21 protein-coding genes and 2 tRNA genes are annotated in these 25,418 nt (G+C 63.0%); 2 read left to right on the top strand and 21 right to left on the bottom strand.

Going from position 1 to position 25,418, the window contains the following annotated elements; translation table 11 throughout:
- Positions 1-136: 136 nt before the first annotated feature.
- The 6 genes from EWM63_RS24175 to EWM63_RS24150 are packed head-to-tail and all read right to left on the bottom strand — an operon-like array spanning position 137 to position 7,983.
- Positions 137-4,750: a pilus assembly protein gene (locus EWM63_RS24175; protein WP_229487483.1), complete on the bottom strand. Its 4,614-nt coding sequence runs from the start codon at positions 4,748-4,750 to the stop codon at positions 137-139.
- 48 nt (positions 4,751-4,798) lie between these two features.
- The gene (locus tag EWM63_RS24170; RefSeq protein ID WP_130188804.1) at positions 4,799-5,377 is read right to left on the bottom strand and encodes a pilus assembly PilX family protein; all 579 of its coding nucleotides are present in this window, start codon (positions 5,375-5,377) and stop codon (positions 4,799-4,801) included.
- Complete coding sequence (locus EWM63_RS24165) at positions 5,374-6,534, bottom strand: PilW family protein (protein ID WP_130188803.1); 1,161 nt, start codon at positions 6,532-6,534, stop codon at positions 5,374-5,376. The genes EWM63_RS24170 and EWM63_RS24165 overlap by 4 nt, the downstream gene beginning before the upstream one ends.
- 5 nt (positions 6,535-6,539) lie before the next feature.
- Positions 6,540-6,953: a type IV pilus modification PilV family protein gene (locus EWM63_RS24160; RefSeq protein WP_130188802.1), complete on the bottom strand. Its 414-nt coding sequence runs from the start codon at positions 6,951-6,953 to the stop codon at positions 6,540-6,542.
- A complete protein-coding gene (locus tag EWM63_RS24155; protein ID WP_130188801.1) occupies positions 6,950-7,573 on the bottom strand; it encodes a pilus assembly FimT family protein in 624 nt (207 codons plus the stop codon). Before EWM63_RS24155 ends, EWM63_RS24160 begins: the two co-directional genes overlap by 4 nt.
- Positions 7,561-7,983: a type IV pilin protein gene (locus EWM63_RS24150; RefSeq protein WP_130188800.1), complete on the bottom strand. Its 423-nt coding sequence runs from the start codon at positions 7,981-7,983 to the stop codon at positions 7,561-7,563. The genes EWM63_RS24155 and EWM63_RS24150 overlap by 13 nt, the downstream gene beginning before the upstream one ends.
- A gap of 594 nt (positions 7,984-8,577) precedes the next feature.
- Here EWM63_RS24150 and EWM63_RS24145 point away from each other — a divergent pair.
- The gene (locus EWM63_RS24145; RefSeq protein WP_130188799.1) at positions 8,578-9,369 is read left to right on the top strand and encodes a Crp/Fnr family transcriptional regulator; all 792 of its coding nucleotides are present in this window, start codon (positions 8,578-8,580) and stop codon (positions 9,367-9,369) included.
- Here the strand turns inward: EWM63_RS24145 and EWM63_RS24140 are convergent.
- The 12 genes from EWM63_RS24140 to EWM63_RS24085 form a co-directional block, all read right to left on the bottom strand.
- The gene (locus EWM63_RS24140; protein ID WP_130188798.1) at positions 9,266-10,792 is read right to left on the bottom strand and encodes a CHASE3 domain-containing protein; all 1,527 of its coding nucleotides are present in this window, start codon (positions 10,790-10,792) and stop codon (positions 9,266-9,268) included. The genes EWM63_RS24145 and EWM63_RS24140 overlap by 104 nt on opposite strands.
- A 192-nt stretch (positions 10,793-10,984) precedes the next feature.
- On the bottom strand, positions 10,985-11,617 hold the full coding sequence (locus tag EWM63_RS24135; RefSeq protein WP_130188797.1) for a response regulator: 633 nt from the start codon (positions 11,615-11,617) through the stop codon (positions 10,985-10,987).
- Positions 11,618-11,806: 189 nt separating this feature from the next.
- Complete coding sequence (locus EWM63_RS24130) at positions 11,807-12,193, bottom strand: MerR family transcriptional regulator (protein WP_130188796.1); 387 nt, start codon at positions 12,191-12,193, stop codon at positions 11,807-11,809.
- A gap of 12 nt (positions 12,194-12,205) precedes the next feature.
- A complete protein-coding gene (locus tag EWM63_RS24125) occupies positions 12,206-12,553 on the bottom strand; it encodes an integration host factor subunit alpha (RefSeq protein WP_130190589.1) in 348 nt (115 codons plus the stop codon).
- A gap of 363 nt (positions 12,554-12,916) precedes the next feature.
- Positions 12,917-15,343 (bottom strand): phenylalanine--tRNA ligase subunit beta, encoded by a 2,427-nt coding sequence (gene pheT, locus EWM63_RS24120; protein ID WP_130188795.1) that lies wholly within the window; start codon positions 15,341-15,343, stop codon positions 12,917-12,919.
- A 32-nt stretch (positions 15,344-15,375) separates the two neighbouring features.
- Positions 15,376-16,392 carry a phenylalanine--tRNA ligase subunit alpha gene (gene pheS / locus EWM63_RS24115; RefSeq protein ID WP_130188794.1) on the bottom strand — a complete coding sequence of 339 codons (1,017 nt, stop codon included), beginning with the start codon at positions 16,390-16,392 and terminating at the stop codon, positions 15,376-15,378.
- Between the two features lie 109 nt (positions 16,393-16,501).
- Positions 16,502-16,864 (bottom strand): 50S ribosomal protein L20, encoded by a 363-nt coding sequence (rplT, locus tag EWM63_RS24110; protein ID WP_130188793.1) that lies wholly within the window; start codon positions 16,862-16,864, stop codon positions 16,502-16,504.
- A gap of 24 nt (positions 16,865-16,888) precedes the next feature.
- On the bottom strand, positions 16,889-17,086 hold the full coding sequence (gene rpmI / locus EWM63_RS24105) for a 50S ribosomal protein L35 (RefSeq protein WP_057262756.1): 198 nt from the start codon (positions 17,084-17,086) through the stop codon (positions 16,889-16,891).
- A gap of 340 nt (positions 17,087-17,426) precedes the next feature.
- Positions 17,427-17,984: a translation initiation factor IF-3 gene (infC, locus tag EWM63_RS24100; RefSeq protein ID WP_259772515.1), complete on the bottom strand. Its 558-nt coding sequence runs from the start codon at positions 17,982-17,984 to the stop codon at positions 17,427-17,429.
- A gap of 38 nt (positions 17,985-18,022) precedes the next feature.
- Positions 18,023-19,930 carry a threonine--tRNA ligase gene (thrS, locus tag EWM63_RS24095; RefSeq protein WP_130190588.1) on the bottom strand — a complete coding sequence of 636 codons (1,908 nt, stop codon included), beginning with the start codon at positions 19,928-19,930 and terminating at the stop codon, positions 18,023-18,025.
- 217 nt (positions 19,931-20,147) lie between these two features.
- Positions 20,148-20,224 (bottom strand) — tRNA-Val (locus EWM63_RS24090).
- A gap of 85 nt (positions 20,225-20,309) precedes the next feature.
- Positions 20,310-20,386: transfer RNA gene (locus EWM63_RS24085), tRNA-Val, on the bottom strand.
- Positions 20,387-20,547: 161 nt separating this feature from the next.
- On the opposite strand from EWM63_RS24085, the gene EWM63_RS24080 reads away from it, so the two are divergent.
- Entirely contained in the window at positions 20,548-21,465 is a 918-nt protein-coding gene (locus EWM63_RS24080) for a cation diffusion facilitator family transporter (protein WP_130188791.1), read from the top strand.
- Between the two features lie 207 nt (positions 21,466-21,672).
- Here the strand turns inward: EWM63_RS24080 and EWM63_RS24075 are convergent, their stop codons facing one another.
- The 3 genes from EWM63_RS24075 to EWM63_RS24065 all read right to left on the bottom strand — a co-directional run bounded on the left by EWM63_RS24075 (position 21,673) and on the right by EWM63_RS24065 (position 25,308).
- Positions 21,673-23,916, bottom strand: coding sequence for a RelA/SpoT family protein (locus tag EWM63_RS24075; RefSeq protein WP_130188790.1), 2,244 nt, complete (start codon positions 23,914-23,916; stop codon positions 21,673-21,675).
- Between the two features lie 86 nt (positions 23,917-24,002).
- Entirely contained in the window at positions 24,003-24,356 is a 354-nt protein-coding gene (locus tag EWM63_RS24070) for a RidA family protein (RefSeq protein WP_130188789.1), read from the bottom strand.
- Between the two features lie 46 nt (positions 24,357-24,402).
- Positions 24,403-25,308 carry an alpha/beta fold hydrolase gene (locus EWM63_RS24065; RefSeq protein ID WP_130188788.1) on the bottom strand — a complete coding sequence of 302 codons (906 nt, stop codon included), beginning with the start codon at positions 25,306-25,308 and terminating at the stop codon, positions 24,403-24,405.
- Positions 25,309-25,418 lie beyond the last annotated feature (110 nt).

The raw sequence follows: 25,418 nt of genomic DNA, 5'->3' as shown, positions 1-25,418 counted from the left end.
CGGCTCGACGGAAAACCGTGGATTTTACCGTTTTTTGTCCCCCTCCGGGCATTTGCCACACACACAAACCGGGGACGTACCCCTGTTTCCAGGAAATTTCCTCTAAACCAGGGTACGTCCCCAGTTTTGCCGGGGGTTATTCCCCTTTCACGCGGCGCCAGCCGACCGGGTGGGCGCCTTCGCCGTCGAGCTCGACGATCGGCCGGGTCAGCGTTTCGCCCTTGGCGGTGGTGGCGATCATCTTCAGCTGGCCGCTCGGCAGCCGCACGATGATGAAACCGACGGCGGCCGACGTGTTCGACAGCGTGCCGCCAACGATGAGCCCGTTGACGCCGACGCCGCGGCAGACGTCCACCGCATAGGCATTGCTGGTGCCGCCAACGGAACACGAGGACGACGACGTGGGCAGGTTCGTCACCACGTTGGCCACGCCGCTGACGATCTTCGGATCGATGTTCATGCGCTCGCCCGCGTTGAGCCGCCAGTCGAAGAACCAGCCGCTCTTCTGTTGCAGGTCGGCCGCGGTCTCGGTGATCTGGTAGGAGCCGGTGTTGGTGCCGGTGCCCGCCGTGACCAGCGTCTGCTGCTCCATGGCGTTGCCGCGCACGTTGACGGCGACCCCGGTGTCCTTCACGGCATACAGGCTCTGCACGTCCGCGTTCGTGGTATCCGGCACGTCGAGCAGGCGGCCGGTGCCGAAGAGCACCACGCGCTGCGGGTCCGTGCTGTTCTCGATGGCGCACAGCGTCACGTCGGGCCGCGTCGTGATGGGCTGGCCCGCGCCGGCGTCGCCCAGCTTCAGCACGCCCACGCTGCCGTCCGTGGCGGTGAGGTCGAAGCGCCACATGCGGCCATCGTTGTCGCCGCCATAGATGTAGGTGACGAGCGGGTCGCCGTTCGGATCGGCGGTGATGGCCGTGATCTTGGCCAGGCCCGATGGCGTGGCGATGTCGCCGCTGTTCGTGCTCACCGTCTTCAGCACGGCGCCGGTGGCGATGTCGACGATGAACAGGTAGCCCTTGCCGTCGCCCGTATCGATGCCATCCACGCCCGGCACATTGTTGTAGCCGGACGTGAGGAACACCACCCACCGATCGGCGCCCGAGCCATCCTTCCACGTGCCGAACTGCGGGTTGCCGAACGACAGGCCCATGTTCGGCACGGCGTTCGCGCACACGTCCGCATCGGCGCACAGCTCCCACAGCTGCCTGGGCTGGCGCGGATCGGTAATGTCCAGCGCATAGTAGCCGCGCCCGCCCGCGTTCAGGCCGGCCACCAGCACGGTGCGCCATGCGCCGTTGATGACCACGTCGGCCACTTCGGGCGATCCGTCGGTGGTGAACTGGTGATTCGTCGCATAGGTGGTGGATGACAGCGCCGGCAGCTTCTTCATCGTGATGCGGGGCACGTAGGCCCACAGTTCCTCGCCGTCGGCGGCACTGAATGCGTGCAGCATGCCGTCGTTCGCCGCCGTGAACACTGTGGCCACCTGCCGCGCCGCCGTCTGCGCATCGCGGAAGGCGGAATAGCCGCTGGCGGTATAGGCCTTGCGCGGGTCGCGCACGTAGGCCGGTTTCGACGACGCGATGTCGCCCAGCACGATCGGGATCGATGGCGTATCGCCGCTCATCGAATAGGCGCGGAAGATGCGGTCGTTGCCATGCTGCTGCTGGCCACGCAGCCAGTTCACCATGTTGTCGCCGCTGTTGACGATCGCACGGTCGGGCAGCGACAGCAGCGTGCACTGCGGCAGGTTCGGGCACTGCCCGTTGAACCACGCCTTTTCCTGCGCCGTCATGCCGTCGTAGCGGAACGGCTTGAGCGCGCCTGCACCCGGCATGTAGATGGTGCGCGTATCGGTGGCCGCGGCCACCTTTTCGCCGACGGTATCGTTGGTGGTCCATACCGTGTTGGCGCTGACGATGCCGGTGGTGGGGTCGATCTTGCGGTCCGACAGCTCGCCATGCCACTTCACGGTGGTGAACGTGTCGGAGAAGATGTCGTTGTCCTGCAGCGAAATGTTCGGCGTGGACGTGGCGGCGGCCGACGCGGCGCCCAGCGTAATCTGCATGTTCGCCAGCGCGGACGACAGGCCTTCGACGACTTCGCGCGGCTCGTTGGCGCTGAAGTACTTGCCATGGCCGTTGATGGCCGCGTGCCACAGGTCGTCCACGCGCTCCTGCACGGTGTTGCCGGCATTCGTCACGTCCGGGTTCGGCCACACGTAGGCGCCGCCGCCGTTCCACGGGCAGCCGGTCTGCACGCGCGTGATCAGGTTGTAGAAATCGCCACCGGCCTTGGGCGCGGTGTCGTAGTTCGGTTCATAGGTCATCACGCCATCCATGCCCAGGCCCAGCGTGTAGGTGTTCATGTGCAGGTGCGTGTTCTCGCCCTCGGCGGCCGGCACCTGGCCGGGCCGCGTCATGTCCGGCTCGAGGTCGGGGCGCAGCGAGACGGTGGTGGTGGACGAGCCGCCGTTGTACCAGTGCAGCGCCACGTCGGAAATCGAGGGCTGCGACTGGCTGCGCGTGTCCACGCAGCCGCGCCCCCAGGTACAGAAACGCGACGGGTTTTCGCCGTTGTCGTTGTTGACCACGTTGCCGGTGGAGCTGCCGTTCCAGTAGCCGTCCGTGGTGAGGATCAGGAAGTTCTGCTGGCACGGGAACTGCACGACCTCCTGCCCGGAACTGTAGTTGTAGGGCGCCAGGTTGGCGAACATGCGGCCCACGTTGTCCATCGCGGTGCGGATCGGCGTGGCGCCGGTGCTGGTGGTGTTGTACAGCGTGCTGTACCAGTTACTGCGGGCGGTGCCGGTGAAGTCGGCCGGCTTCATGTCGATCGCATTGCCGGCACCGGCCTGCGACAGCCGCACGAAGCCTACGCGGTAGTTCGCATTGATGGCGGCGAAGGCGATGCCGACCGACGTCTTCATCATCTGCAGGCGGTTCTTGTAGTACGCATACCAGTTGGCGAAGTTGGTCATTTCCTCGTCGTAGGTGCACACCGCCGCCTGGGCGACGCAATCGCCGCGCGATGCCGCCTTCGGGTAGGTGCGGCCCGGTACGATGTTGACGCGCGAAAACGCGCTGGGCAGCGACGACAGCGCCGTGGTGGTGACCGGGATGCCTTCGACGATGCTGGTGGCGTTCACCATGCTGAACGTGACGTTGTTGGCGTTCGCCACGCTGCCGGTCAGCGCCGCGCCATTGGCCGTGGCGTTCACGTGGACGATGCATACCGTGGTCGACGGCTCATTGGCGCAGACACCGGTGGCGGCGTCGCCGCCCAGGTAGGCGCGATGCGTGTTGCGCGTACTGGAAGCGTTGATCGCCTGCACGATCGCCACCGCCGACTGCGCCGGCGACATATTGCGCAGCGAGACCGTGCCGGTGATCGTCGTGTTGCCGAGCCGGATATTGCTGATGGTGCCCGTGTTGCGCATATTGCCGGTCCCGCCGATGCGCAGCAGCGCCGTGGGCGGCTGGCCGGTGGTGGCCGGCGTGGTCTGCACCGATGGCGCATCCACTTCGAGGCCCCAGCCCTGGCGCGTGTTCTGGGTGGAGTCTTCGCGGATCGTGCTGCAGTTCGTCAGCGACTTGGTATTGCTGGCGCAGGTGATCGGGATCACCGCGACGACGTTGTCCGACGTGAGCGCGATGCCCATCGACGAGCATGCCGGCACGGTGGACGAGCCGGTCGGCGTGCGCACGCAGGCCCAGTAGGAATTCGTGCCAAGGCCGGTGCGGGCGATGATGCTCGCGGCGACCTGGGTGGCCAGTGCCTGCTGCCGGGCGGCGGTATTGGTGCCGCTCGACGCGTTGACGGCGCCGTTGCTGATCGTGGTCGGCGAATCGGGCGTCGCCGGATTGATGACGGTAACGGCGGCAATCTGCATGGCCGACGTGGACACGGTGGCGCCCAGCGTGATGGTGCCGTGGGCGATCGTGGTCGTGGGCGGCGATGAATATTTCGGGTACACATACGTACCGACGCGCTTGGCCTGGCAGGTGGTCAGTGCACGGTTGCTGCACCAGCGTACCGTGGCCGGCACAGGGTAGCCCGCGGGCGCGGCCGCACCGGCGGCCACCGATGTGCAGGAAGTGAGCCGCTCGTCGCGGCAGTACTCGGATACGGCGATATTGTAGTAATACGGCCCCCCGCTGATGGCGGCCGGGTTGTAGTAAGCGTTGTCCGGATACGTGTACGTGGCGGTATTGATCCGGCAATCGGTCTCGTCGCTGCCGTTGCACCACTTCAGGTCCGGGAACTCGGTCAGCAGGTTGATCGCGGTATCGCCGGCGCCGTACAGGTTCGTGTTGCTGCGGCCGAACCCGTCGCTGGGCACGCTGGTCCAGTTGGCCGTTTGCGCGGCCGTCATCTCCGGGTAGTACGTGCCATCCCACTGGATCGGCACACCGTAGCGGATGCGCGGGTTGTAGTACTGCCGGTTGAAGTCCGCGCTCATGAACGGCGGATGCCCGACATTGCAGGCGGTGTAGCCAGTGGACAGCGTGAGGCGAGAGCGGCAGATGTTGTCGTTTACGTAATCCGGCGTATAGGTCTGGTCCATCGAGCCGGAGTTATCGAACAGCAGCATCAGGTTCGGCTTGACGGTCCCGGTGCCGGAGATGTTCAGCAGCGGTACCTGGGCGATATTCGTGGTGGCGGCCTGCACCGGGCTGGCCAGCAGCATGGACTGGGCCAGCAGCACGGGCAGGGCCAACGCCAGGCGGGCCAGGAAATTCGTCATCGCGTTCCTCATTTTTTTGCTCGCAGTCTCGATCGCGGTCTTCACCGTCTACGGGCCCATCATCACGACGGCCTGGTTCATGACATTGCCGCCGCGGGCGCCGGCGATCCGCGCGGTGATCAGGTAATGCAGCTGCGGCTTGCCCTGGTAGGCCGGCGCATCCGACGACAGGCTGTCGCCCGCGCGGGTCCTGGCCTGCAGCGTTTGCCGTGCCGCCGTCAGCGAGCAGTTATTGGTGTTGTAGTCGCCCGGGAACTGGCACATGCGGTGGATCACGTATTCGACCTGGTTGCGCCGGCCCGCGTCCCATACGGTCACGGAACCCTGCCAGAACGCGGGGTTCGACACGCCCTGCCCCGCGCCGGGATTGGTCGTGGCGACGTAGCCGGCGGCGGGAATGTCGTTGTAGAGCACGCTCTTGTCCGGCCGGGTACTCAGCCAGTCGTAGGCGGCGTGGATGCCCAGGTCGGCCGCCTTCGACAGCGCATCCTCCTGGGCCAGGTTCGAAGTGGTGAGCGCCGTCGAGTTGGTCGAGCGCAGCAGGTAGATGCTGCTGACCATCATCACGACGAGCATGATCAGCATGACCGGTAGCGCCAGGCCGCGCGCGTGTCGGGTTTTCATCATGGCCGCCACCCCGCGTTGCGGATCGGGACGATCGTTTCAAACACGCGGTAACGGTAGCAGGTCCAGCTGACCGCGTCGTTCGGCACGCCGAGCGCCACCTGCACGGGCGAGGCGGACACGCCGGCCGGCGCGGCGGTCCCGAACACGGTCATCGGCGCGGTGGTGGCGGTGCACGTAGTCTGCCCCGCCGCGGGCCGTTCCGGCATGGCGCCGCGCGCGATGACGGCGATGCGCAGCGCCGCGATGCGCTGCCAGTCGCCCGGTGCGCCGGTGCTGCCATCGCCATCGGCATCGACCATCGCGGTGCTCCAGCGGCCGACCCGCATGCCTGCCTTGGGATTGAAGGCGCTGCCGGCACGCGTGTCGAAGCCATATTGCGCCTTCAGCGCCACGACATTGCCGACCACGGCCTGCGGCCGGGCAGCCGTGCCGGCGAGGTCGGTGGCGCGCAGCTGCAACACACCGTTCGATACCGACCACGTGTGGAACGACAGTTTGTTTGCCGGGCCCAGATTGAACACCCGTGCCTGGCCGCCGTTATACAGCACGCCAAGGTTGCCGGTGTTATAGCGCCACGCGGTGCCGGAGGCGATCTGCAGCACGCTGGCCGCGGGTGCCGCCGACAGTTGCGCCACCGTGCAATCGCCGCCGGCGGGCTCGGGCGCGACGACGATCACGTCGCCCTGGTTGAAGCCGAATGGCGACACGCTGGCGACACCGATCGACGTACCGCCGATGTAGTTTTGCCAGACGCTGGTGGAACCGGCGCCGGCCATGCCCGTTCCGGAATACAGGGTGAGCGTATCGGAACCCGTGCCGCCATCGGCGATCACGGCGGGCGCCAGCGGCGTGATCGCGGCGCCATCGCGCGCGGCCGTAGCCAGTGCAAACCCTTCCGCATCGGTCATGCGCGTATTGCAGCCGTTGACCAGGTCGTCGTTCAGGCCCCAGCCCGCTTGTGACGCATCGGTATTGATCGAGAACAGCGCCAGCATGCCGTTCTGCATGGCATCCGAGCCGCCGACCGACGCGGCCTTGCTCTGCTCGCCGCCCACCATGAGGCGGGTGGCGAACATCACGGCCAGCAGGCCGATGACGACCGAGACCATCAACTCGACAAGCGAAAAACCGTTTTGCGCTGTTGCGTTCGTTCTCATCGTGTTCACCGGATATAGGCCGTGACGAGGTGCGTGCGGTCGTCGTCGCCCTGCTTGCGGCGCCAGCGGATTTCGATGTCCACGCGGGTGCGCTGGGGTTCGGCAGCCACGGCCACGCGGTAGCGCGCGCCGGGAATCGCCGTCGACGTTTCCGCGGCCCACGGTGCCAGCGCCGCCGGCGCCGTGGCGCCGAGCGCGACCTGGTAAGTGGCCAGGTTGGCCACGTCGTTGTGCATGATGCCGACCAGGCGATCGGTCGCCAGCGTTGCCTCGGCCCGCATCGCCGAATCGGCCAGCGCCGAGTAGGAGCGCGCCTGCAGGCCGATCGTGCCCAGCAGGCCGAGCGCCAGGATCACCACGGCGATCAGCGCTTCGAGCAGCGCGATACCCTGCTGGGCGCGGACACGGCGCGGCTTCATGGCGGACAGGCCCGCGAATCGGGCGCGGACACGGCCGGGTCGCATTTTGATGCCATGCCGGCCAGCGTGACAGCCACCGCCGCCGCGCGCACGTCTTCCGCCAGAGCTGCCGACGGATCGAGGCGCAACTGCGCCAGCCGGTCCGGGATCGTCGTGTCGACCCAGCCCAGCTCCGTGTAGTACACGGCATTCGCGCCGTCGGGCGCGACGGTTGGGATGAGAAGATTCGATGAAGGCAGCGACGCCGCCGCGCGCAACACGGAACGGAAACCCGCTGCGCCTTCCGGATCGCCACTGGACGCGGCCGTTGTCGTCGACCAGTTGCCTGCGTTGTCCGTGCATGGGTTGCCGGGCGCCGGGAAGCACAGGTCCACCTGCCAGTCGAACTGGCCATTGCTGCCGGGCGTGAGCACGAAGCGGCTGCGCGCATTGTGCGTCACCGCCTGGCGGCGCGCCATCGACAAGCCCTCCAGGTAAAACTCCGATGCCGCTTTTGCCTTGTTGGCCACGACCCAGTTCGTCATGTTGGGAATGCCCACGGCAACCAGGCTGCCCAGGATGGCGACACCGACCATCAGTTCGATCAGCGTATAGCCCCGCCCTGCCCTCAGCTGGAGCATTGGCCGCCTTTCTTGTCGATCCAGCATGCGGTGCTCGTGCCCCAGGCCGGCGTGGCCGTGGTGGTGCGCGTGCCGTTCTGGTCGATCGTGTAGGTAAAGCCCGTCATCTTGGCGCGGCCGGTGGCCGTGACCGTGAACGTGGAGGGGGTGGCGTTGCTGAGGACGTACGTGAAATTGGGCGTCGCCGCAGGGAAGCCGCTCGACTGGTTGAAGTCGGCGTAGCTGCGTTCGTTGTTCCAGAACTGCTCGGCGTTCATCTGCGCGGCGCCGAGTGCCGTGAAGGCTTCGGCGGTGCGCGAGCGCGTGACATGGTCCGAATAGGCCGGGAGCGCCACGGCCGACAGGATACCGATGATCACGATCGTGACCAGCACTTCCATCAGCGTGAAACCTTGTTGGGCAACTTTCATCTCGGACCTCGGCAAATTAATTCACGATAAGTTTAGCGCGGCCAAAGTCTTATTGCCATACGGAAATTGAAAATGTTCCCGCGATGTTGTGGATCCGCTGCGAAGCTTCGTGGATGCAAGGCGCTATCGGCGCGAAACGTTTCCGCTCCGAAGTCGGGCTTGCGCTTCAAGTCCTTGTAGGAATACATCGCATGGTGAGGCGCTCATCGCGTTCCAGCGCAATGCTCGACTGTTCGAGGCATGGGTGCGAGTGTATTGCCGCAAGCAATGTTCGCTGCCGTACGGATAGCCATGAAAACAGCCTGTATGAGGCTGGGCCTTGCTCTCCGGCGGATGCAGTAGGCCTGATGATGAAACGTGCGCCTCCAGCCGATGGTTTTTGGTATGGAAAGCACAACGTTTCCGTAGGACTAGACTGACAATGGTTGATCTAACCAGCCTACACCTCGTCGGAAGCCCGTCTTATGTTCGTTACCTACATAGGAACTTAAAGTACTACCAACGCGATCGGCGCCGTGCGGCATCTAACGGATAGCCGCAATCCATAGTGAAGCGGCCGACGCGATTTCCTGTACTAAAGCTCGTGAGGACGACATGAACAACACGCAACTTGGCATTTCCGAAAAAACCATGATGCCGCTGGGCGGCGCGCGGGAAGCCACGCGGCCGGTCATCAGCTACAGCGGCACCCAGCAGAATGAGTTGCTGGCTGCGCTGCCGCGCGATGTGCTGGAGTCGTTGTTCGAACACCTCGAACTGGTTCAGCTGCCCTTTGGCAAGGAACTGTTCGAGTATGGCAGCAAGCTGGAAAACGTGTATTTCCCCACGACGGCCATCGTGTCGCTGCTGTACGTGATGGAAGACGGTGCCACGACGGAAATCGCCGTGGTGGGCCATGAAGGTGTCGTGGGCGTGTCGATGTTCCCGGGCGAGCGCGCCATGTGCACGGCGGTCGTGCAAAGCGCCGGCTATGGCTACCGCCTGAAGGCACAGGCGCTGCGCGATGCGTTCAACCAGGGCGGCGCCCTGCCCCAGCTGCTGATGCGCTACAACACCGCGCTGTTCGCCCAGATGGCACAGAACGCCGTCGGTGGCCGCCACAGCTCGATCGAGCAGAAGCTGTGCCGCTGGCTGCTGGATCGCCTGGACCGTTCGCCGACCAATGAACTGAAGGTGACCCAGGAAATGATTTCGATCATGCTGGGCGTGCGTCGCGAAAGCATCACGGCCGCCGCCGGCAAGTTGCAGGACGACGGCTTGATCACCTATCGCCGCGGCAACATCACTGTACTGGATCGTGATGGGCTGGAACGCTATGCGGGCGAGTGCTACAAAGTGGCAAAGACGGAATATGATCGTCTGCTCGTTGACGTAGCGGGCTGCTGACCGGCGGCCGCGCCACACTCCCCTCCACCGGCGCGCCATTCCTGAGCGGAATGCGCGCCTCGATGCATGTGCCCTTGTCGCCGCGCCCGCGGCGGATCGTCAACGTGCCCCCCAGCAGCAACGCGCGTTCCCGCATGCCGAGAATGCCGTGCGACATCGGTTTGGCCAATGTGTTCGATGCGATGCCGATGCCGTCGTCGATAATCCTCAGGACGATCCCCTCGCCTGTCCGTATCAGCGTCACGGACACACGGCTTGCCTGCGCATACTTGCGGATGTTGGTCAGCGATTCCTGGACGATGCGGAACAGCGCGATCGACAGGCTGGCATCGCCTTCGCGAACGATGCCATCGATTTCCGGACCGATCTCCGTTTCACACGGCAGTTTCGTCATGCGCGAGAAATCGTCGGTATAGCTGTCGATCGCGGCGCACAGGCCCAGGTTGTCCAGCAGGCTGGGCCGCAGATCCTCGATGATGCGGCGCTTCAGCTCCACCGTCTCCACCAGCGTGCCACGTGCCCGCTTCAACTGGGCCGCCAGTTCAGGTTGCGTTTTCTGCAGCTGCAACATGACGGCACCGATATCCATGCCGATCGACGTGAGGTTGGCGCCCATTTCGTCGTGCAGTTCGCGCGACAGGCGCGATTTTTCATCCTCGCTGATGGTGATCAGGTGCCGCGACAGCACTGACAACTGCTCGGTACGCTGTGCCACCATCGCTTCGAGGTTCTCGTTCGACTGCTGCAGCGCATGCTCGACGGCGGCCTGGCGATAATAACTGCGCCCGACGAGGCGGTAGAACATGACGAGCACCACGATCGCGATGGCGTTGATCAGCACGCCGAGCACCAGTGCCCGATGATATTCGTCGTAGAAGCGCGCGCTGCGCGCTTCCAGCGTTTCGTTCTGCTCCTGGATCATGATCACGGTCTGCAGCCGGATCTCGTCGAGGCCGCCACGTTCATCGCCATAGCGGGAAATATTGACGATCTCGTCCAGCCCGCCATGGTGGTAGACCTCGACGGCCTGGTTCAGCATCGACAGCTTGCGACGGATCAGCGTGTTCAACTGGGCGAGGTTTTTCAGTTGGGCGGGGTTGTCGGCCAGCAGGCCCTGCAACTGGCGCACCTCGGCCTCGGTCTGCGACAGCACGGTGCGCGTCGGGCCGAGATAGACGTCGTTACCGGAAATAAAGTAACCGCGCATGCTGCTTTCCGCATCCTGCACGAGCACGTCGAGGTACTGAAGGCGCTCGGCAACGCGCGAGCTTTGCAGCACTTGCGCGTTGGCGCTTTTCAGTGCTTCGAGGTTATGAAAGAGGAACAGGCCGTTGACGACAAGGATCAGCGCGCACGTAACGCACAATACGGTCTTGTAGAGTGGCAGCCGGTAATGCGGTGCTGCCTTCGCTGTGAAATACATCCTGAAGCATCCTTCGCTGGCGCAGACGGCGGGCAGGCCATTATAGCCCGCCCACCATTTTAATGCCTCACGGAAATGCCACACGGTGAGAATATTGCCCACCGGAACAACAGATCGATCGACCCTTGCAAAAAAACCGCCAGGACCGATCCCGGAGGATCGGCACTGGCGGTTTTCACGATGCGACCGCTGTCAATCCAGCAGGTTGTTCTTCATTGCATAGTAGGTCAGGTCACTATTCGACTGCAAGCCCATTTTCTCCATGATCCGGGTGCGATAGGTGCTCACTGTCTTGATGCTGAGCGATAGCGCCGTGCCGATATCGGACACGGTGGCACCTCGGGCAAGGCGCAGGAAAACCTGGAATTCGCGGTCCGACAATTCGGTATGCAGCGCCGTGTTCGGATCGCGGTCGAAGCTCTGTGCCAGCAGCTCGCCAACCTGCGAGCTGACATAGCGGCGGCCCTGGAACACGGTACGCACGGCCGTGATCAGTTCATCGGCCTCGCATTCCTTGTTCAGGTAGCCATTGGCACCCATCTTGAAGAGGTTGAGCGCATATTGCTGTGCCGGGTAGCCGGACAGGATCAGCACCGGCAAATCGGGCTGCCCCTGGCGGATCGTGCGCAGCGTGTCGATACCGCTCTGGTCGGGCATGGCGATATCGAGCAGCAGCACATCGCAGATTTCGCGGCGCGCGATATCGAGTGCCTCACGCCCGGTACTGCCTTCCGCCACGACGGAAAATTCGTCGGATTGCGAAAAGATCTGTTTGAAGCCTGCTCGTACTATCTGGTGATCGTCACAAATGGCAACGCGTATCATTGTTTCCCTCGTTATCCCTGGCTTGGGAGTGGCCCTGGATCGCTCGCCGAGCGTCTGTATTTTTAACTAACAGAATTATAACGTTGATATTGTAACACCAATCATTTAACGTTCTGCCCCGATGTCGCGCCTACATATCGGGACATGGCTGCAAAAGAAAAGTGACCGGCACCACCGGTATCGCTGTGCTTATTTCAACAGGTTCAGGATCGCGAGCAGTTCGCTGCGGATCATTTCCCGGTCGAGCGGTGGCGGCGCCGGCGGCGTATCGTCATCATACGCTTCCTGGGCGGCGACGCCGCGGCTGTCCAGTTTGTTGCGTGCGCCACTGATCGTGAAGCCCTGTTCATAGAGCAGCTCACGGATGCGGCGGATCAGCAGCACTTCATGGTGTTGATAATAGCGGCGGTTGCCGCGCCGCTTGACTGGCTTGAGTTGGGTGAATTCCTGTTCCCAGTAGCGCAGCACGTGCGGTTTCACGCCACACAGTTCGCTAACCTCGCCGATCGTGAAGTAACGCTTGGCCGGAATCGGCGGCAAGCTGACCAGTTCGGTCTTGCTGATGCGATCGTTCATGCCGATCCTTTATCAGGCTGCGCGTGCCAGCGCGGCACTTTCTTCCACCATCGCCTTGAGCTTCTGGCTGGCATGGAAGGTAACGACGCGACGCGCCGTAATCGGGATTTCTTCCCCTGTTTTTGGATTGCGACCCGGCCGCTGCGGCTTGTCGCGCAACTGGAAATTGCCGAAACCGGACAGTTTGACGGCTTCGCCCCGCTCGAGCGCATTGCGAATCTCGTCGAAAAAGGTTTCGACCATGTCCTTTGCCTCGCGCTTGTTCAAACCGACCTGTTCGAACAGGAGTTCGGCCAATTCGGCTTTCGTCAATGTGGGCAAGCTTTTTTCAGCTTCCTGGCGTACTTTTGCAACCTGCATGGCGCTGTGCAACTCGGCATCCAGCGCGGATTGCAAAATCGCGGTGTCGTTGTTGTTAATTTTGCTGCCCTGCCTTTACAAAGTACGCGAGTCCGGCATTGCCGGACCCGCTAATATGAACTGAACTGCACTGAACCGCATTGAATGTTGACTATTCTGAATGAATGCTGCAGTGCACGGAAGAGTTGCACGGGTATTTACTGCTCAACTTAAGTTCGATCTAAGTTACCACAGCAGTACCGAAACCGGCATTTCCAGCCCTGCAGTACAGGATCCGCACGATCATTGGCAACTACGCCGGCAACTACGCCGGCAATCATGCAGAGCACCAGTCAGCGCATTATCCAGTGAACGATTGACAACTCACTTGCGTAATTTTGCGCCAGCTTTTTGCGTTGCCGCATCGGCCAACGAGCCCATCAATGCATCGACGATTTCGTCCTGCAGGGTTGTTTGAGTATCTTGCAAGCTAAAGCGGAAAGCAAGCGATTTCTCGTCCGATGCGAGGCCAACGCCACGGTATTCATCAAACAAAACAATGGCTTGCACGATGCGGGCATGTTCGCTCGCCGCCACCGCGGCCGCGAATACATCCAGCAGATCCTGCGCCGCCACCGTGTGTGGAACCACCAGTGCGAGGTCGCGCGTCGTGCCCGGGAATTTCGAAATTTCCGTATAAACCGGCACGTCACGTTGCTGCAATGCTACTGCATCGACCTCGAATACGACAGGCGCCTTCGGCAGGTCATACTTTTGCAGCCAGCGCGGATGCAGTTCGCCAATGAAGCCGATCACCTTGCCATCCAGCGCAACGGAGGCGGCACGGCCCGGATGCAGCGCCGGGTGTTCCAGCTTGGCAAAGCGCAACGGGGCCGGCGCGAACAGCGCCTCCAGATCGGCCTTGACGTCGAAGAAGTCGGCATCGCGCGTTGGCAAGCCCCATTGCTCGTCCGCCTGCGGGCCATAGGCGATGACGCCGATCCGCTGGGGCTGGTCGTAACCCGCCACCGTCAGCGGCCCGTCCTGCACGGCCGCGTCGCGCTTGTACACGGCGCCCACTTCGAACGCGCGCACGCGTGGCGCCTTGCGGTTGACGTTGTAGCGCACGTTCGCCACCAGGCTGCCTATCAGCGACGAACGCATGACGGACAGCTGGCTGGCGATGGGGTTCTGCAGCTTGATCGGATTCTCGTTGCCGTTGAAGTCCTGCTCCCACTGCGCTTCCACGAAGCTCATGTTGACCACTTCCTGGTAACCCAGGTCGGCCAGCTGGTGCCGCACCGCGAAGATCGAACGGGTGTTTTCCGGCGCGATCTGCATCGTGTTTTCGGCCACCGGCGGCTTGGCCGGAATGTTCTCGAAGCCGTAGACGCGGGCCACTTCCTCGATCAGGTCTTCCTCGATCTCGATGTCGAAACGGTAGCTCGGCGCCGTGACGGAGAATACGCCATTCTCTACCGTATGCGGCAGCGCCAGGCGCTTGAAGATGTCGGCGATGACCTCGTCCGTCAGCGGCACGCCGATGACCTTCTGGGCGCGCGCGGTGCGCAGTTGCACGGGCTGGCGCTCCGGCAGGTTGACGACCTGGTCATCGATTGCGCCGACTTTCGTCTCCGGCGTGCCGCAGATTTCCACGATCAGCGCGGTGATGCGTTCGAGGTGCTCGGGAATCGTTGCGTAGTCCACGCCGCGCTCGAAGCGGTGGGCCGCATCGGTCGAGAAGTTGTACTTGCGGGCACGGCCCTGGATGGCGTTCGGCCACCAGAACGCCGCTTCCACGTACACATTGGTCGTGTCCAGCGAGACGGCGGTGGCATCGCCGCCCATGATGCCGGCAAGCGATTCCACGTTCTGCTCGTCCGCAACCACGCCGACCCATTCGTCGACGGAAACCGTATTACCGTTCAGCAGCTTCAGCGATTCGCCAGGCTTACCCCAGCGTACTTCCAGGCCGCCGTGGATCTTGTCCAGGTCGAACACGTGCGATGGACGGCCCAGCTCCAGCATCACGTAGTTCGAGATGTCGACCAGCGCCGACAGCGAACGCTGGCCGCTGCGCTCGAGGCGCTGTTTCATCCAGTCCGGCGTGGCGGCCTTCGCGTTCAGGTTGCGGATGACGCGGCCGGCAAAGCGGCCGCACAGGTCCGGCGCGCCGATCTTCACGGGCAGCGTTTCCTCGAGCGTGACGGCCGTAGCAGTGCTTGCGGGCGCGTTCAGCGGCGCGCCCGTCAATGCCGCCACTTCGCGGGCCACGCCCAGCACGGACAGGCAGTCGGCCTTGTTCGGCGTCAGCTTGATCGTGAATTTCAGGTCGTTCAGCGCGTAGTAGTCGCGGAAGTTCTGGCCCACGGGCGCATCGTCCGGCAACTCCAGCAGGCCGCCGTGGTCTTCGGACAATTTCAGTTCACGTGCCGAGCACAGCATGCCTTGCGACTCGACGCCGCGCAGCTTGCCCACCTTGATCTCGAACGGCTTGCCGTCGGCGCCCGGCGGCAGCATGGCGCCGGCCGTTGCGCATGCCACCTTCAGGCCTTCGCGCACATTGGGCGCGCCGCACACGATGTTGAGCAGCGTACCCGTGCCCACGTCGACCTGGCACACGTTCAGGCGGTCCGCGTTCGGGTGTTTCTGCACTTCGCGCACGTGGCCGACGACGACATTGGTGAATGGCGGCGCGACGGGTTCCACTTCTTCCACTTCGAGGCCGGACATCGTCAGCAGGTGGGACAGCTCATCCGAAGTCATCTTCGGATCGACCATGGTACGGAGCCAGTTTTCGGAGAATTGCATTATCAGCCTTCAGTATTCTTTTATTGAACTGCTCAATTGAATTGCTTCAGGAAGCGCAGGTCGCCTTCATAGAACAGGCGCAGGTCATTGACGCCATAGCGCAGCATCGTCAGGCGCTCGAGGCCGGAGCCGAACGCGAAGCCGATGTATTTTTCCGGGTCCAGCCCGAAATTGCGCACGACAGTCGGGTGCACCTGGCCCGAGCCGGACACTTCCAGCCAGCGGCCTTTCAGCGGACCGGAACCGAAGGCGATGTCGATCTCGGCCGACGGTTCGGTAAACGGGAAATACGAAGGACGGAAGCGCACTTGCAGGTCGTCCGTTTCAAAGAACGCCTTCACGAAGTTCAGGTACACACCCTTCAGGTCGGCAAAGCTGATGTTCTCGGCGATCCACAGGCCTTCGACCTGGTGGAACATCGGCGAGTGGGTGGCGTCGCTGTCGACGCGGTACGTGCGGCCTGGCGCGATCACCTTGATCGGCGGCTGGTGGCTGCGCGCGTAGCGCACCTGCATCGGACTCGTATGCGTGCGCAGCAGCAGCGGCTTGCCGGTGCTGTCGTTGCCTTCGATATAGAACGTGTCCTGCATCGAGCGGGCCGGGTGGTTTTCCGGGCTGTTCAGCGCGGTGAAGTTGGTCCAGTCGGTTTCGATCTCGGGGCCACCGGCCACGTCGAAGCCGATCGAGCGGAAGATCGCCTCGACCCGCTCCCACGTGCGCATCACCGGGTGGATGCCACCGGGAGCGCGGCCGCGGCCGGGCAAGGTCACGTCGATCGCTTCGGCATTCAGGCGCTGCTGCAACTGGGCATCGGCCAGCGCATCGCGGCGTGCCGTCAGCGCGGCTTCGATCTGGCCCTTGGCGGCGTTGATCAGCGCGCCTTGCGCCTTCTTTTCCTCGGGCGCAAGCTTGCCGAGGCCCTTCATCAGTTCGGTAATCTGGCCAGTCTTGCCAAGGTACTTGGCTTTGGCGTTTTCAAGTGCGGCAGCATCCGCGGCGGCGAGAAAGTCAGCCTGCGCAACGGAAACGATTTGTTCGAGGGAGTTCATCCGACTGATTTTCCTATGCTGGAAATGTAAAACGGGGCACCGGTCGTTATCCCGTGCCCCGCTCTTCGCGCCGCCCGTCGGGCAGCACGCAACAATCGATTGCTAATGCTTAAGCAGCAGCGATCTTTGCTTTCACGGCGTTGACAATCGCGGCAAACGCCGGCTTGTCCATCACAGCCATATCGGCCAGGACTTTACGGTCCAGTTCGATAGCGGCTTTCTTCAGGCCGTTCATGAAGACGCTGTAGGTCAGGCCGTGTTCGCGCGAAGCCGCGTTGATACGGGTGATCCACAGGGCGCGGAAGACGCGCTTCTTGTTACGACGGTCGCGGTAGGCATACTGGCCAGCGCGCATCACTGCTTGCTTGGCAATCCGGTAAACCTTGCTGCGGCGGCCGCGGTAACCCTTGGCCTGATTCAGTACTTTTTTATGACGGGCACGCGCGGTAACCCCACGTTTTACTCGAGGCATAGTAGCTCCTTAATGAGTGTGAGATTAAGCGGACGGCATCATGCGCAGGACGCTGGTGACGTCGGACGCATTGATGTTACGGGTGCCACGCAGCTGACGCTTGTTTTTGGTGGTTTTCTTGGTCAGGATGTGACGCTTGAACGCCATACCCGATTTGACGGTACCACCCGGACGCACGCGAAAACGCTTCTTCGCGGAGCTTTTGGTCTTCATTTTTGGCATAACACATCTGCCCTCGCGGACAGCTCCAAATAACAGGATCGCAGGTGGCAACAACACGTTGCGCTTGGGTGCCTGCTTTCACTTGTTGATGCAGCGGCAGCTGGGCCACTACATGTTGCGGATTTGATCCCGCAAATTCTTTTCGCCACAACTGGACGAGCCGGTAATTATACCGACTTTTTCAACCGCGCACCATCATTGCCGGAGGCATAGTTAAAATCCGTCCCGGTAACCTGCACAGCGGGATGCAGTTCGGGCCCAGCGCGCGGAACCGTACTTCAGTACGGTCGGTCCGCCGCAGCGGAGCACGGTGGACCCGAAATGCGCCCGCTTCGCAGGCTTACCGCGGCGGAATTTTCTTTTTGGGGGCAATGACCATGATCATCTGGCGGCCTTCCATCTTGGGGAACTGCTCGACCTGGCCATGCTCTTCCAGATCGCCCCTCAACCGCTCCAGCATGCGCATGCCGATATCCTGGTGGGCCATTTCACGGCCGCGGAAACGAAGGGTGATCTTCGTCTTGTCGCCATCTTCCAGGAACTTGATCAGATTGCGCAGCTTGATGTTGTAGTCGCCTTCATCGGTACCGGGACGGAATTTGACTTCCTTCACGGAGATGATTTTCTGCTTCAATTTGGCTTCGTGCGCTTTTTTCTGCTCGGAATACTTAAACTTACCGTAATCCATCAGACGGCAAACCGGCGGCTGCGCGGTCGGCGCAATTTCCACGAGGTCCACGTTCGCCTCTTCCGCCAGGCGGAAGGCTTCGGCCAGGCTCACGATGCCCAGCGGCTCATTATTGACACCGGAGAGACGCATTTCCGGTGCCGTGATTTCGCCATTGATGCGATGCTGCGACTTGTCAGTAGCTATTGCAGTTTCCTTTAAAAATTTGATATGTTGGCCGGTTACGGAGATTGAACGATCAGTCCCCGTCAGGCTTTGTTGGCGACATCCTGCTGGAGTCGCTCAACCAGGGCATCGATCGACATGACACCCAGGTCGATATTGCCCCGCGCACGCACGGCCACGGTATTGGCGTCCCGTTCCTTATCTCCGATAACAAGGATATAAGGCAATTTTTGGACGGAATGTTCGCGTATTTTATACGTGATCTTCTCGTTGCGCAAATCAGCCGTGACGCGCAGGCCCAGCTTGCGCAGCTTGGCGGCCAGCTCGGTGGCGTATTGCGCCTGGCCGTCCGAGATGTTCAGGATGGCAACCTGCACCGGCGCCAGCCACATCGGCAGCGCGCCGGCATAGTTCTCGATCAGGATGCCGATGAAACGCTCCATCGACCCGACGATCGCGCGGTGCAGCATCACCGGGGTCTTTTTCGTATTGTCTTCGGCGACATATTGCGCACCGAGGCGTTCGGGCATGAAGAAGTCGACCTGCATCGTGCCAACCTGCCATGGGCGACCGAGCGAATCCTTCAGGTGGTATTCGATCTTCGGGCCGTAGAACGCACCCTCGCCCGGCAGCTCCGTCCACGTCACGCCGCAGGCGCGCAGGCCCTGGCGCAGCGCCTCTTCCGCGTCGTTCCACACTTCATCGGTACCGATGCGGTTATCAGGACGCAACGCCAGCTTCACCTCGATATTGGTGAAGTCGAAGTCCTCGTACACCGCCATCGCCTGCTGGTGGAATGCCACCACTTCCGGCTCGATCTGCTCGTGCGTGCAGAAGATGTGGCCGTCGTCCTGCGTGAAACCGCGCACGCGCATGATGCCGTGCAGCGCGCCGGACGGCTCGTTGCGGTGGCACTGGCCGAATTCGCCGTAGCGCAGCGGCAAGTCGCGATAAGAGCGCAGGTCGGAATTGAAGATCTGCACGTGACCCGGGCAATTCATCGGCTTCAGCGCATACGAGCGGTTTTCCGATTCCGTGACGAACATGTTTTCACGGTAGTTGTCCCAGTGGCCCGTCTTGGCCCACAGGCTGGCATCCAGGATCTGCGGCGCCTTCACTTCCTGGTAGCCGTTGTCCTGGTATTTCTTGCGCATGTACTGCTCGACCTGTTGCCAGATGGTCCAGCCTTTCGGATGCCAGAACACGAGGCCCGGCGCCTCATCCTGGAAGTGGAAGAAGTCCAGCTGCTTGCCCAGCTTGCGGTGGTCGCGCTTTTCCGCCTCTTCCAGGTTGTGAAGGTACAGCTCCTGGTCTTCCTTCTTCGTCCAGGCGGTGCCGTACACGCGCTGCAGCATCTCGTTCTTCGAATCGCCGCGCCAGTAGGCGCCAGCCAGCTTCATCAGCTTGAAGACCTTCAGCTTGCCCGTCGACGGCACGTGCGGGCCGCGGCACAGGTCGGTGAACTTGCCTTCGCTGTACAGCGACACGTCCTCATTCGCCGGGATCGAGGCGATGATCTCGGCCTTGTATTCTTCGCCGATCGACTTGAAGTACGCCACGGCCTCGTCGCGCGGCAGCACCTTGCGGGTGACGGGCTCGTCCTTCTTCGCCAGCTCGGCCATCTTCTTTTCGATCGCCACCAGGTCATCCGGCGTGAACGGGCGCTTGTACGAGAAGTCGTAGTAGAAACCGTTTTCGATCGTCGGGCCGATCGTCACCTGCGCATCCGGGAACAGCTCCTTGACGGCGTAGGCCAGCAGGTGGGCCGTCGAGTGACGGATCACGTCCAGGCCTTCGGGATCCCTGTCGGTGACGATCGCCACGTCGGCATCCTGCTCGATCAGGAACGAGGTGTCGACCACTTTGCCGTCAACCTTGCCTGCCAGCGCGGCCTTGCCCAGGCTCGTGCTGATGTTGGAGGCCACCTGGGCCACGGTGACCGGCGCATCGAACTGGCGCACGGATCCATCGGGAAGTCGGACTGATACCATCATGATCTCCAATCGGCACGGGGCCGTAAAAACTCAACTGAAATAAGGGGAAAACAGGGACGAAAAAAAACGCGGACTAGCCGCGTTATCTTTCAATTTGAAAAGCCAAAGAAAGCCGATCGACTAGCGTCACTCACCAAACCTTAGCGGTTGTAGTTCGCGGTGTCATAACCGGATTGCCTTTCTCGCTCTTACATTGAATGTTACTGAAGTGTTCTGGTGGGCGGTGAGGAATTCGAATCCCCGACCCCTTGGATGTCGACCAAGTATTCTAACCAGCTGAACTAACCGCCCGCTTGTACTGCCTTGCTACCTTATTACCTTGCACAACTTGAATTGACGAACTTGCATCACGCCGTGAAGCAAGTCCCTCGCATTCTGGTGGGCGGTGAGGAATTCGAATCCCCGACCCCTTGGATGTCGACCAAGTATTCTAACCAGCTGAACTAACCGCCCAATGCCGAGCATTATAGTGACGTGGCGCCGATAAGACAAGGGCCAGAATGAAATTGCCCCAGGAGCAGCCCGGGGCGTGGCAACCCCACCGCCATCAGGGCCGCAATCATGCGCGGCCGGTGTGCATGCTATATTTTTGTAACACCCTCGACCATAGAGCAATGACCGCCACCAGCCACCTGCATGCCCACCTGAAGGGCGACGCCAAGTACAAGCACCAGCGGGCCGACCGCAGCCTGGCCATCCTGGCCTGGGCCGTGGGGCTGACGCTGACCTTTGCCGCGGTCGAGGTCGTGGCAGGCTTCATGGCCAATTCGCTGGCACTGATCGCCGACGCCGGCCACATGCTGACCGATGCCGCGTCGCTGGGCCTTGCGCTGCTGGCGCAACTGATCGCCAAGCGCCCGCCCTCCTCGCGCTACTCGTTCGGCTTCGGCCGCGCCGAGGCGCTGGCCGCGTTCGTCAATGGCCTCGTCATGCTGCTGGTGATCGGCTGGATCGTGTTCGAGGCGGTGCACCGCTTCGCCCAGCCGCAGGCCGTGCAGGGCGGCACCGTGGCCGGCGTGGCGGCAATCGGCCTGGTGGTCAACATACTGGTCGCGCTGGTGCTGTCGAAGGACAAGGAAAGCATGAACACGCGCGCGGCACTGGTGCACGTGATGGGTGACATGCTCGGGTCCGTGGCCGCGCTGGCCGCCGGCGCCGTCATCTACTTCACCGGCTGGATGCAGATCGACCCACTGCTGTCGCTGCTGGTGTCGCTGCTGCTGCTGAAGTCCACCATCGGCATCCTGCGCGAATCGGGCCATCACCTGATGGAAGGCGTGCCGGACGATATCGACTACGAAAAAGTGGGGAACGACCTCGAAGGCATCGACGGCGTGGCGTCGGTGCACGACCTGCATGTGTGGGACATGGCACCGGGCCAGCCGGCGCTGATCGGCCACGTGGAAGTGCACGACCTGCAGCACTGGCCCGCCACACTGAAGGCGATCCGCGCCATGCTGATCGAAAAACATGGCATCGACCACATCACGCTGCAGGCCGAATTGGCGGGCCGGCAGGGGCGGCCGCAATAGCCGGCAACAAGCTGTGCCGACCGTTCGCGCGTCGTCTGGAATGAGGCCGGGTGCACGCTTCCGACACGCGGGAAGACCGGTGCCGTGGCATCGCGCCGCCATGCTCCGAGCCGGCACTGACAATCTCCCCGCACCGTAGCGCAGGCCGCCAGGCGAAACGCGGCCGTGTATCGGCTGGCGCTCTTGCGCATGGCGGGCAAGGCAGCTTCAGGCCCGCCGCGCCTCCAGCACGCCGGTCACCTCCGAAATCGCGGCCAGTGCCTTGTGCACCTGCGCCGTCGAACCGATTTCCGCGGTGAAGGTCATGCGCGCCTGGCCTTTCGCGCTTTGCGTGTTCACGCCGATCACGTTGATCTTTTCGCGCGAAAACACTTCGGAGATATCGCGCAGCAGGCCCTGGCGGTCGCCCGCCAGCACGAACAGGTCCACGGGGTAGACGGTTTCGCGCTGGCCATCGCCCCATTCGGTGACGATCACGCGCTCGGGCGCCTTGATCCGCATTTCGGCGAAGTTCTTGCACGACAAACGGTGGATCGATACCCCCTTGCCGCGCGTGACGAAGCCCACGATCGGGTCGGGCGGTGCCGGTTTGCAGCACCGGGCCAGTTGCGTCATCAGGCCCTCGGTGCCGACCACCAGCACGCCCGACTTGGCGCCCTGCTCCGTCGACGAGGCACGGCTCTTGTTCAGCACCACCGCGTCTTCGGGCGGCGTCGGCTCGGCGTTGTCGTGCAGCGCGTGCTCCACGTGCCGCAGGCTGAATTCCTCCTTGCCCACGGCAAGGAAGAGCTCATCGACCTTGGCGAAACCGAGCTTTTGCGCCAGCGTCTCCAGGTTGACGGCCGTCTTGCCTTCGCGCTGCAGCGATTTTTCCACCAGCGAGCGGCCGTGCGACAGCGTTTCCTGCACATCGATCGCATGGAACCAGGCGCGCACCTTGGCGCGCGTGCGGTTGCTGACCGCATAGCCCGGGCTCAGCCAGTCGCGCGACGGGCCGGCCGTGCCGGGCGCGCCCTTGGCCGTGATGATCTCGCACGTCTGCCCGCTTTTCAGCTGCGTATTGAGCGGCACCATCACGCCATCGACGCGCGCGCCGCGGCAGCGGTGGCCCACGTCGCTGTGCAGGTGGTAGGCGAAATCGATCGGCGTGGCACCGACCGGCAGTTCAAGCACGCGTGCCTGCGGGGTCAGCACGAAGATGCGGTCGTCCAGCGCCGCCTCCTTCAGCTTTTCCACCCATTCGCGCTGCAATTCCTCCTGCCCGACGACCGCATCGGCCACGTCGGTCTTCCACGCCAGCAGCTGGCGCAGCCAGGCGATCTTTTCATCGTACTTCTGGCCCTGGAAGCTGGAATTGCCTTCTTCCTTGTAGCGCCAGTGCGCGGCCACGCCGTACTCGGCGAAGCTGTGCATCTCCTGGGTACGGATCTGCACCTCCAGCGGCCGGCCATCGTCCGCCATGACCACCGTGTGCAGCGACTGGTAGCCGTTCGGCTTGGGCCGCGAGATGTAGTCGTCGAATTCCTTCGGGATCGGCGTCCAGATGTTGTGCACCACGCCGAGCACCGTGTAGCACGTCTTCACGTCCGCCACGATCACGCGGAACGCGCGCACGTCATACAGCTCGGTGAAATCGAGCTCCTTGCCGCGCATCTTGTTCCAGATGCTGTAGATGTGCTTCGGCCGGCCGAACACCTCGGCCTTGATGCCGGCGCCGGCCAGCTCCGACTGCAGCCGCTCGATCGAGTGCGTGACGAAGCTTTCGCGCATCATGCGCTTTTCTTCCAGCATCTTGGCGATGCGCTTGTAGCTTTCCGGCTCGATGAAGCGGAACGACAGGTCTTCCAGCTCCCACTTGATCTGCCAGATGCCGAGGCGGTTCGCCAGCGGCGCATACAGGTCCAGCGTTTCGCGGCCATAGGCGCGCGTCATTTCATTGAAGATCTTCTGGTCGGCGAACCAGCGCAGCGTGCTGCAGCACGACGCCAGCCGCACCAGTACCACGCGCATGTCGCTGGCCATCGCCAGCAGCATCTTGCGCAGCGTTTCCATCTGCGCCACTGCCTGCTGGGCCGCGTTCTTGCCGCGCGCGGCGGAAGGCGAGCCCTGCGTGAGCTCGCGCAGGCGGATCAGCTGGTGCACGCCGGTGACCAGGTCGGCCACTTCCTTGCCGAACCTGGGTTCGATGCCGATGCCCTGCGCGGGGTCGAGCAGGCAAAGCTCGAACAGCAGCGCGGCAATCCGCGTGGCCGCGTCGGTATTGAGCAGCGCCAGCGTGGAAGCCGCGCCGACGGCGAAATCGAAGGCCGGCTGGCCGCTCGTGCAGCGCTTGCCGGTATAGGCCGCGCTGGCGAAATCGAGGGCGGCAAGCACCCGCGCGCCATCGTCGCTGGACAAGCCAAGCACCAGCTGTTCGGACGTTGCGCTGTTCAGCGCCGCAATGGAGACCATGACAAAAAACCTTTACTGCTTGCTGCGGAAAGTGCTGCCTGAAAAACGGGAAGCCGGGCCGGCTTCCCGCTTGCTACCCGTGCCGATCAGCGCTGGGCGGCGACGACGACGATTTCGATCAGCCAGGCCGGGTTGGCCAGGTTCGCCTCGACGGTGGCACGCGGCGGCGTATGGCCTTGCGCGACCCATTCTTCCCACACTTCGTTCATGTCCGCGAAGTCCGCGAGGTTCTTGATGAAGATCTGGGTGGACAGGATGCAGCTCTTGTCGCTGCCTGCTTCGGCCAGCAGCTTGTCGATCGCCGCCAGCACTTCGCGGGTCTGGCCCTTGATGTCGGCGTCCGGTTCGCTGGCGGCAACCTGGCCAGCCAGGTACACGGTGTTGTTGTGGATCGCCACTTCGGACATGCGCTTGCCTACATACAGTCGTTTGATTTCCATTTCTTCTCTTTTCTACAGGTTCAACTAAAAAACTTACGGGTTAACACTACAGGTCCAGCAGGAACTCGCGCGCCACCGCGATCTGGTCGGCCTGCACGAACGTGGGCGCATGGCCCACGCCGGCGAACTCGACCAGCCGGGCACGCGGCCCCCGCTCGGTCATCATCTGCGCCGTCGCATGCGACAGCAGGTCCGACCCGGCGCCGCGCACCAGCAGCGTGGGACAGCGGATCGCGTCATACGCGGCCCATAGCACGTGCTCGTCGGCGGCCACCGATTCGGGCGTGACGGCGCGGAACGGCTGCGCCAGCGCCAGGTCGTAGTGCCGCACCCAGCTGCCATCGGCATCCTGGCGCAGCACATCGCGCGCCATCTTGTCCCACTGCGCGTCGGTATGCGGGCCGAACGATGCGGACACGTCGCGCACGAAGCGCGCCCCTTCCTCGAACGTGGCGAAGCGCACGTCCTGGCCGATGTAGTCGCCGATGCGGCGCAGCGCCGCCGGGTCCAGCACGGGGCCGATGTCGTTCAACACCAGGCGATCGATCGGGCTGCCGGGCAGTGCCGCCAGGCCCATGCCGATCAGCCCGCCCATCGACGTGCCGAACCACGCCACCTTCTGCGCGCCCGCACCGCCGTCGACATTGGCCAGCACGCGGGCCAGCAGCGTCACCATGTCGCTCACATATTGCGGGACGCGGTACAGGTCCGGATTGCGCAGCCGGCCGGAGCGGCCGCGGCCCACCACATCGGGGCATACCACGCGGTAGCTGCCGGCCAGCGCGCGCGCCAGGTCGTCGAAATCGTCGGACACGCGGGTCACGCCATGCACGCACACCAATACCCTCGGGTTGGCGGGATCTCCCCATTCCTGGTAGGCCATCGTGTGCAAGCCCGCGGGAGACAGGCATTGCACCGACTTGATCACTGGCTTGATTGCTGGTTCAGGCATCCTGGCCTCCTGCCGGATATTGGTTTTTGGGCTACATTCTACCGTGCGTTGCCGCTAAAATCCCTTGCAAGTTTAGCGCAGCGCTTAGGCCAGCATTAAGAGGACCGGGA

It is taken from the genome of Pseudoduganella lutea (assembly GCF_004209755.1).
GTDB classification, from domain to species: domain Bacteria; phylum Pseudomonadota; class Gammaproteobacteria; order Burkholderiales; family Burkholderiaceae_D; genus Rugamonas; species Rugamonas lutea.
The sequence above is the reverse complement of the archived record's forward strand: the minus strand, read 5'-3'. Positions and strand labels throughout refer to the sequence as shown.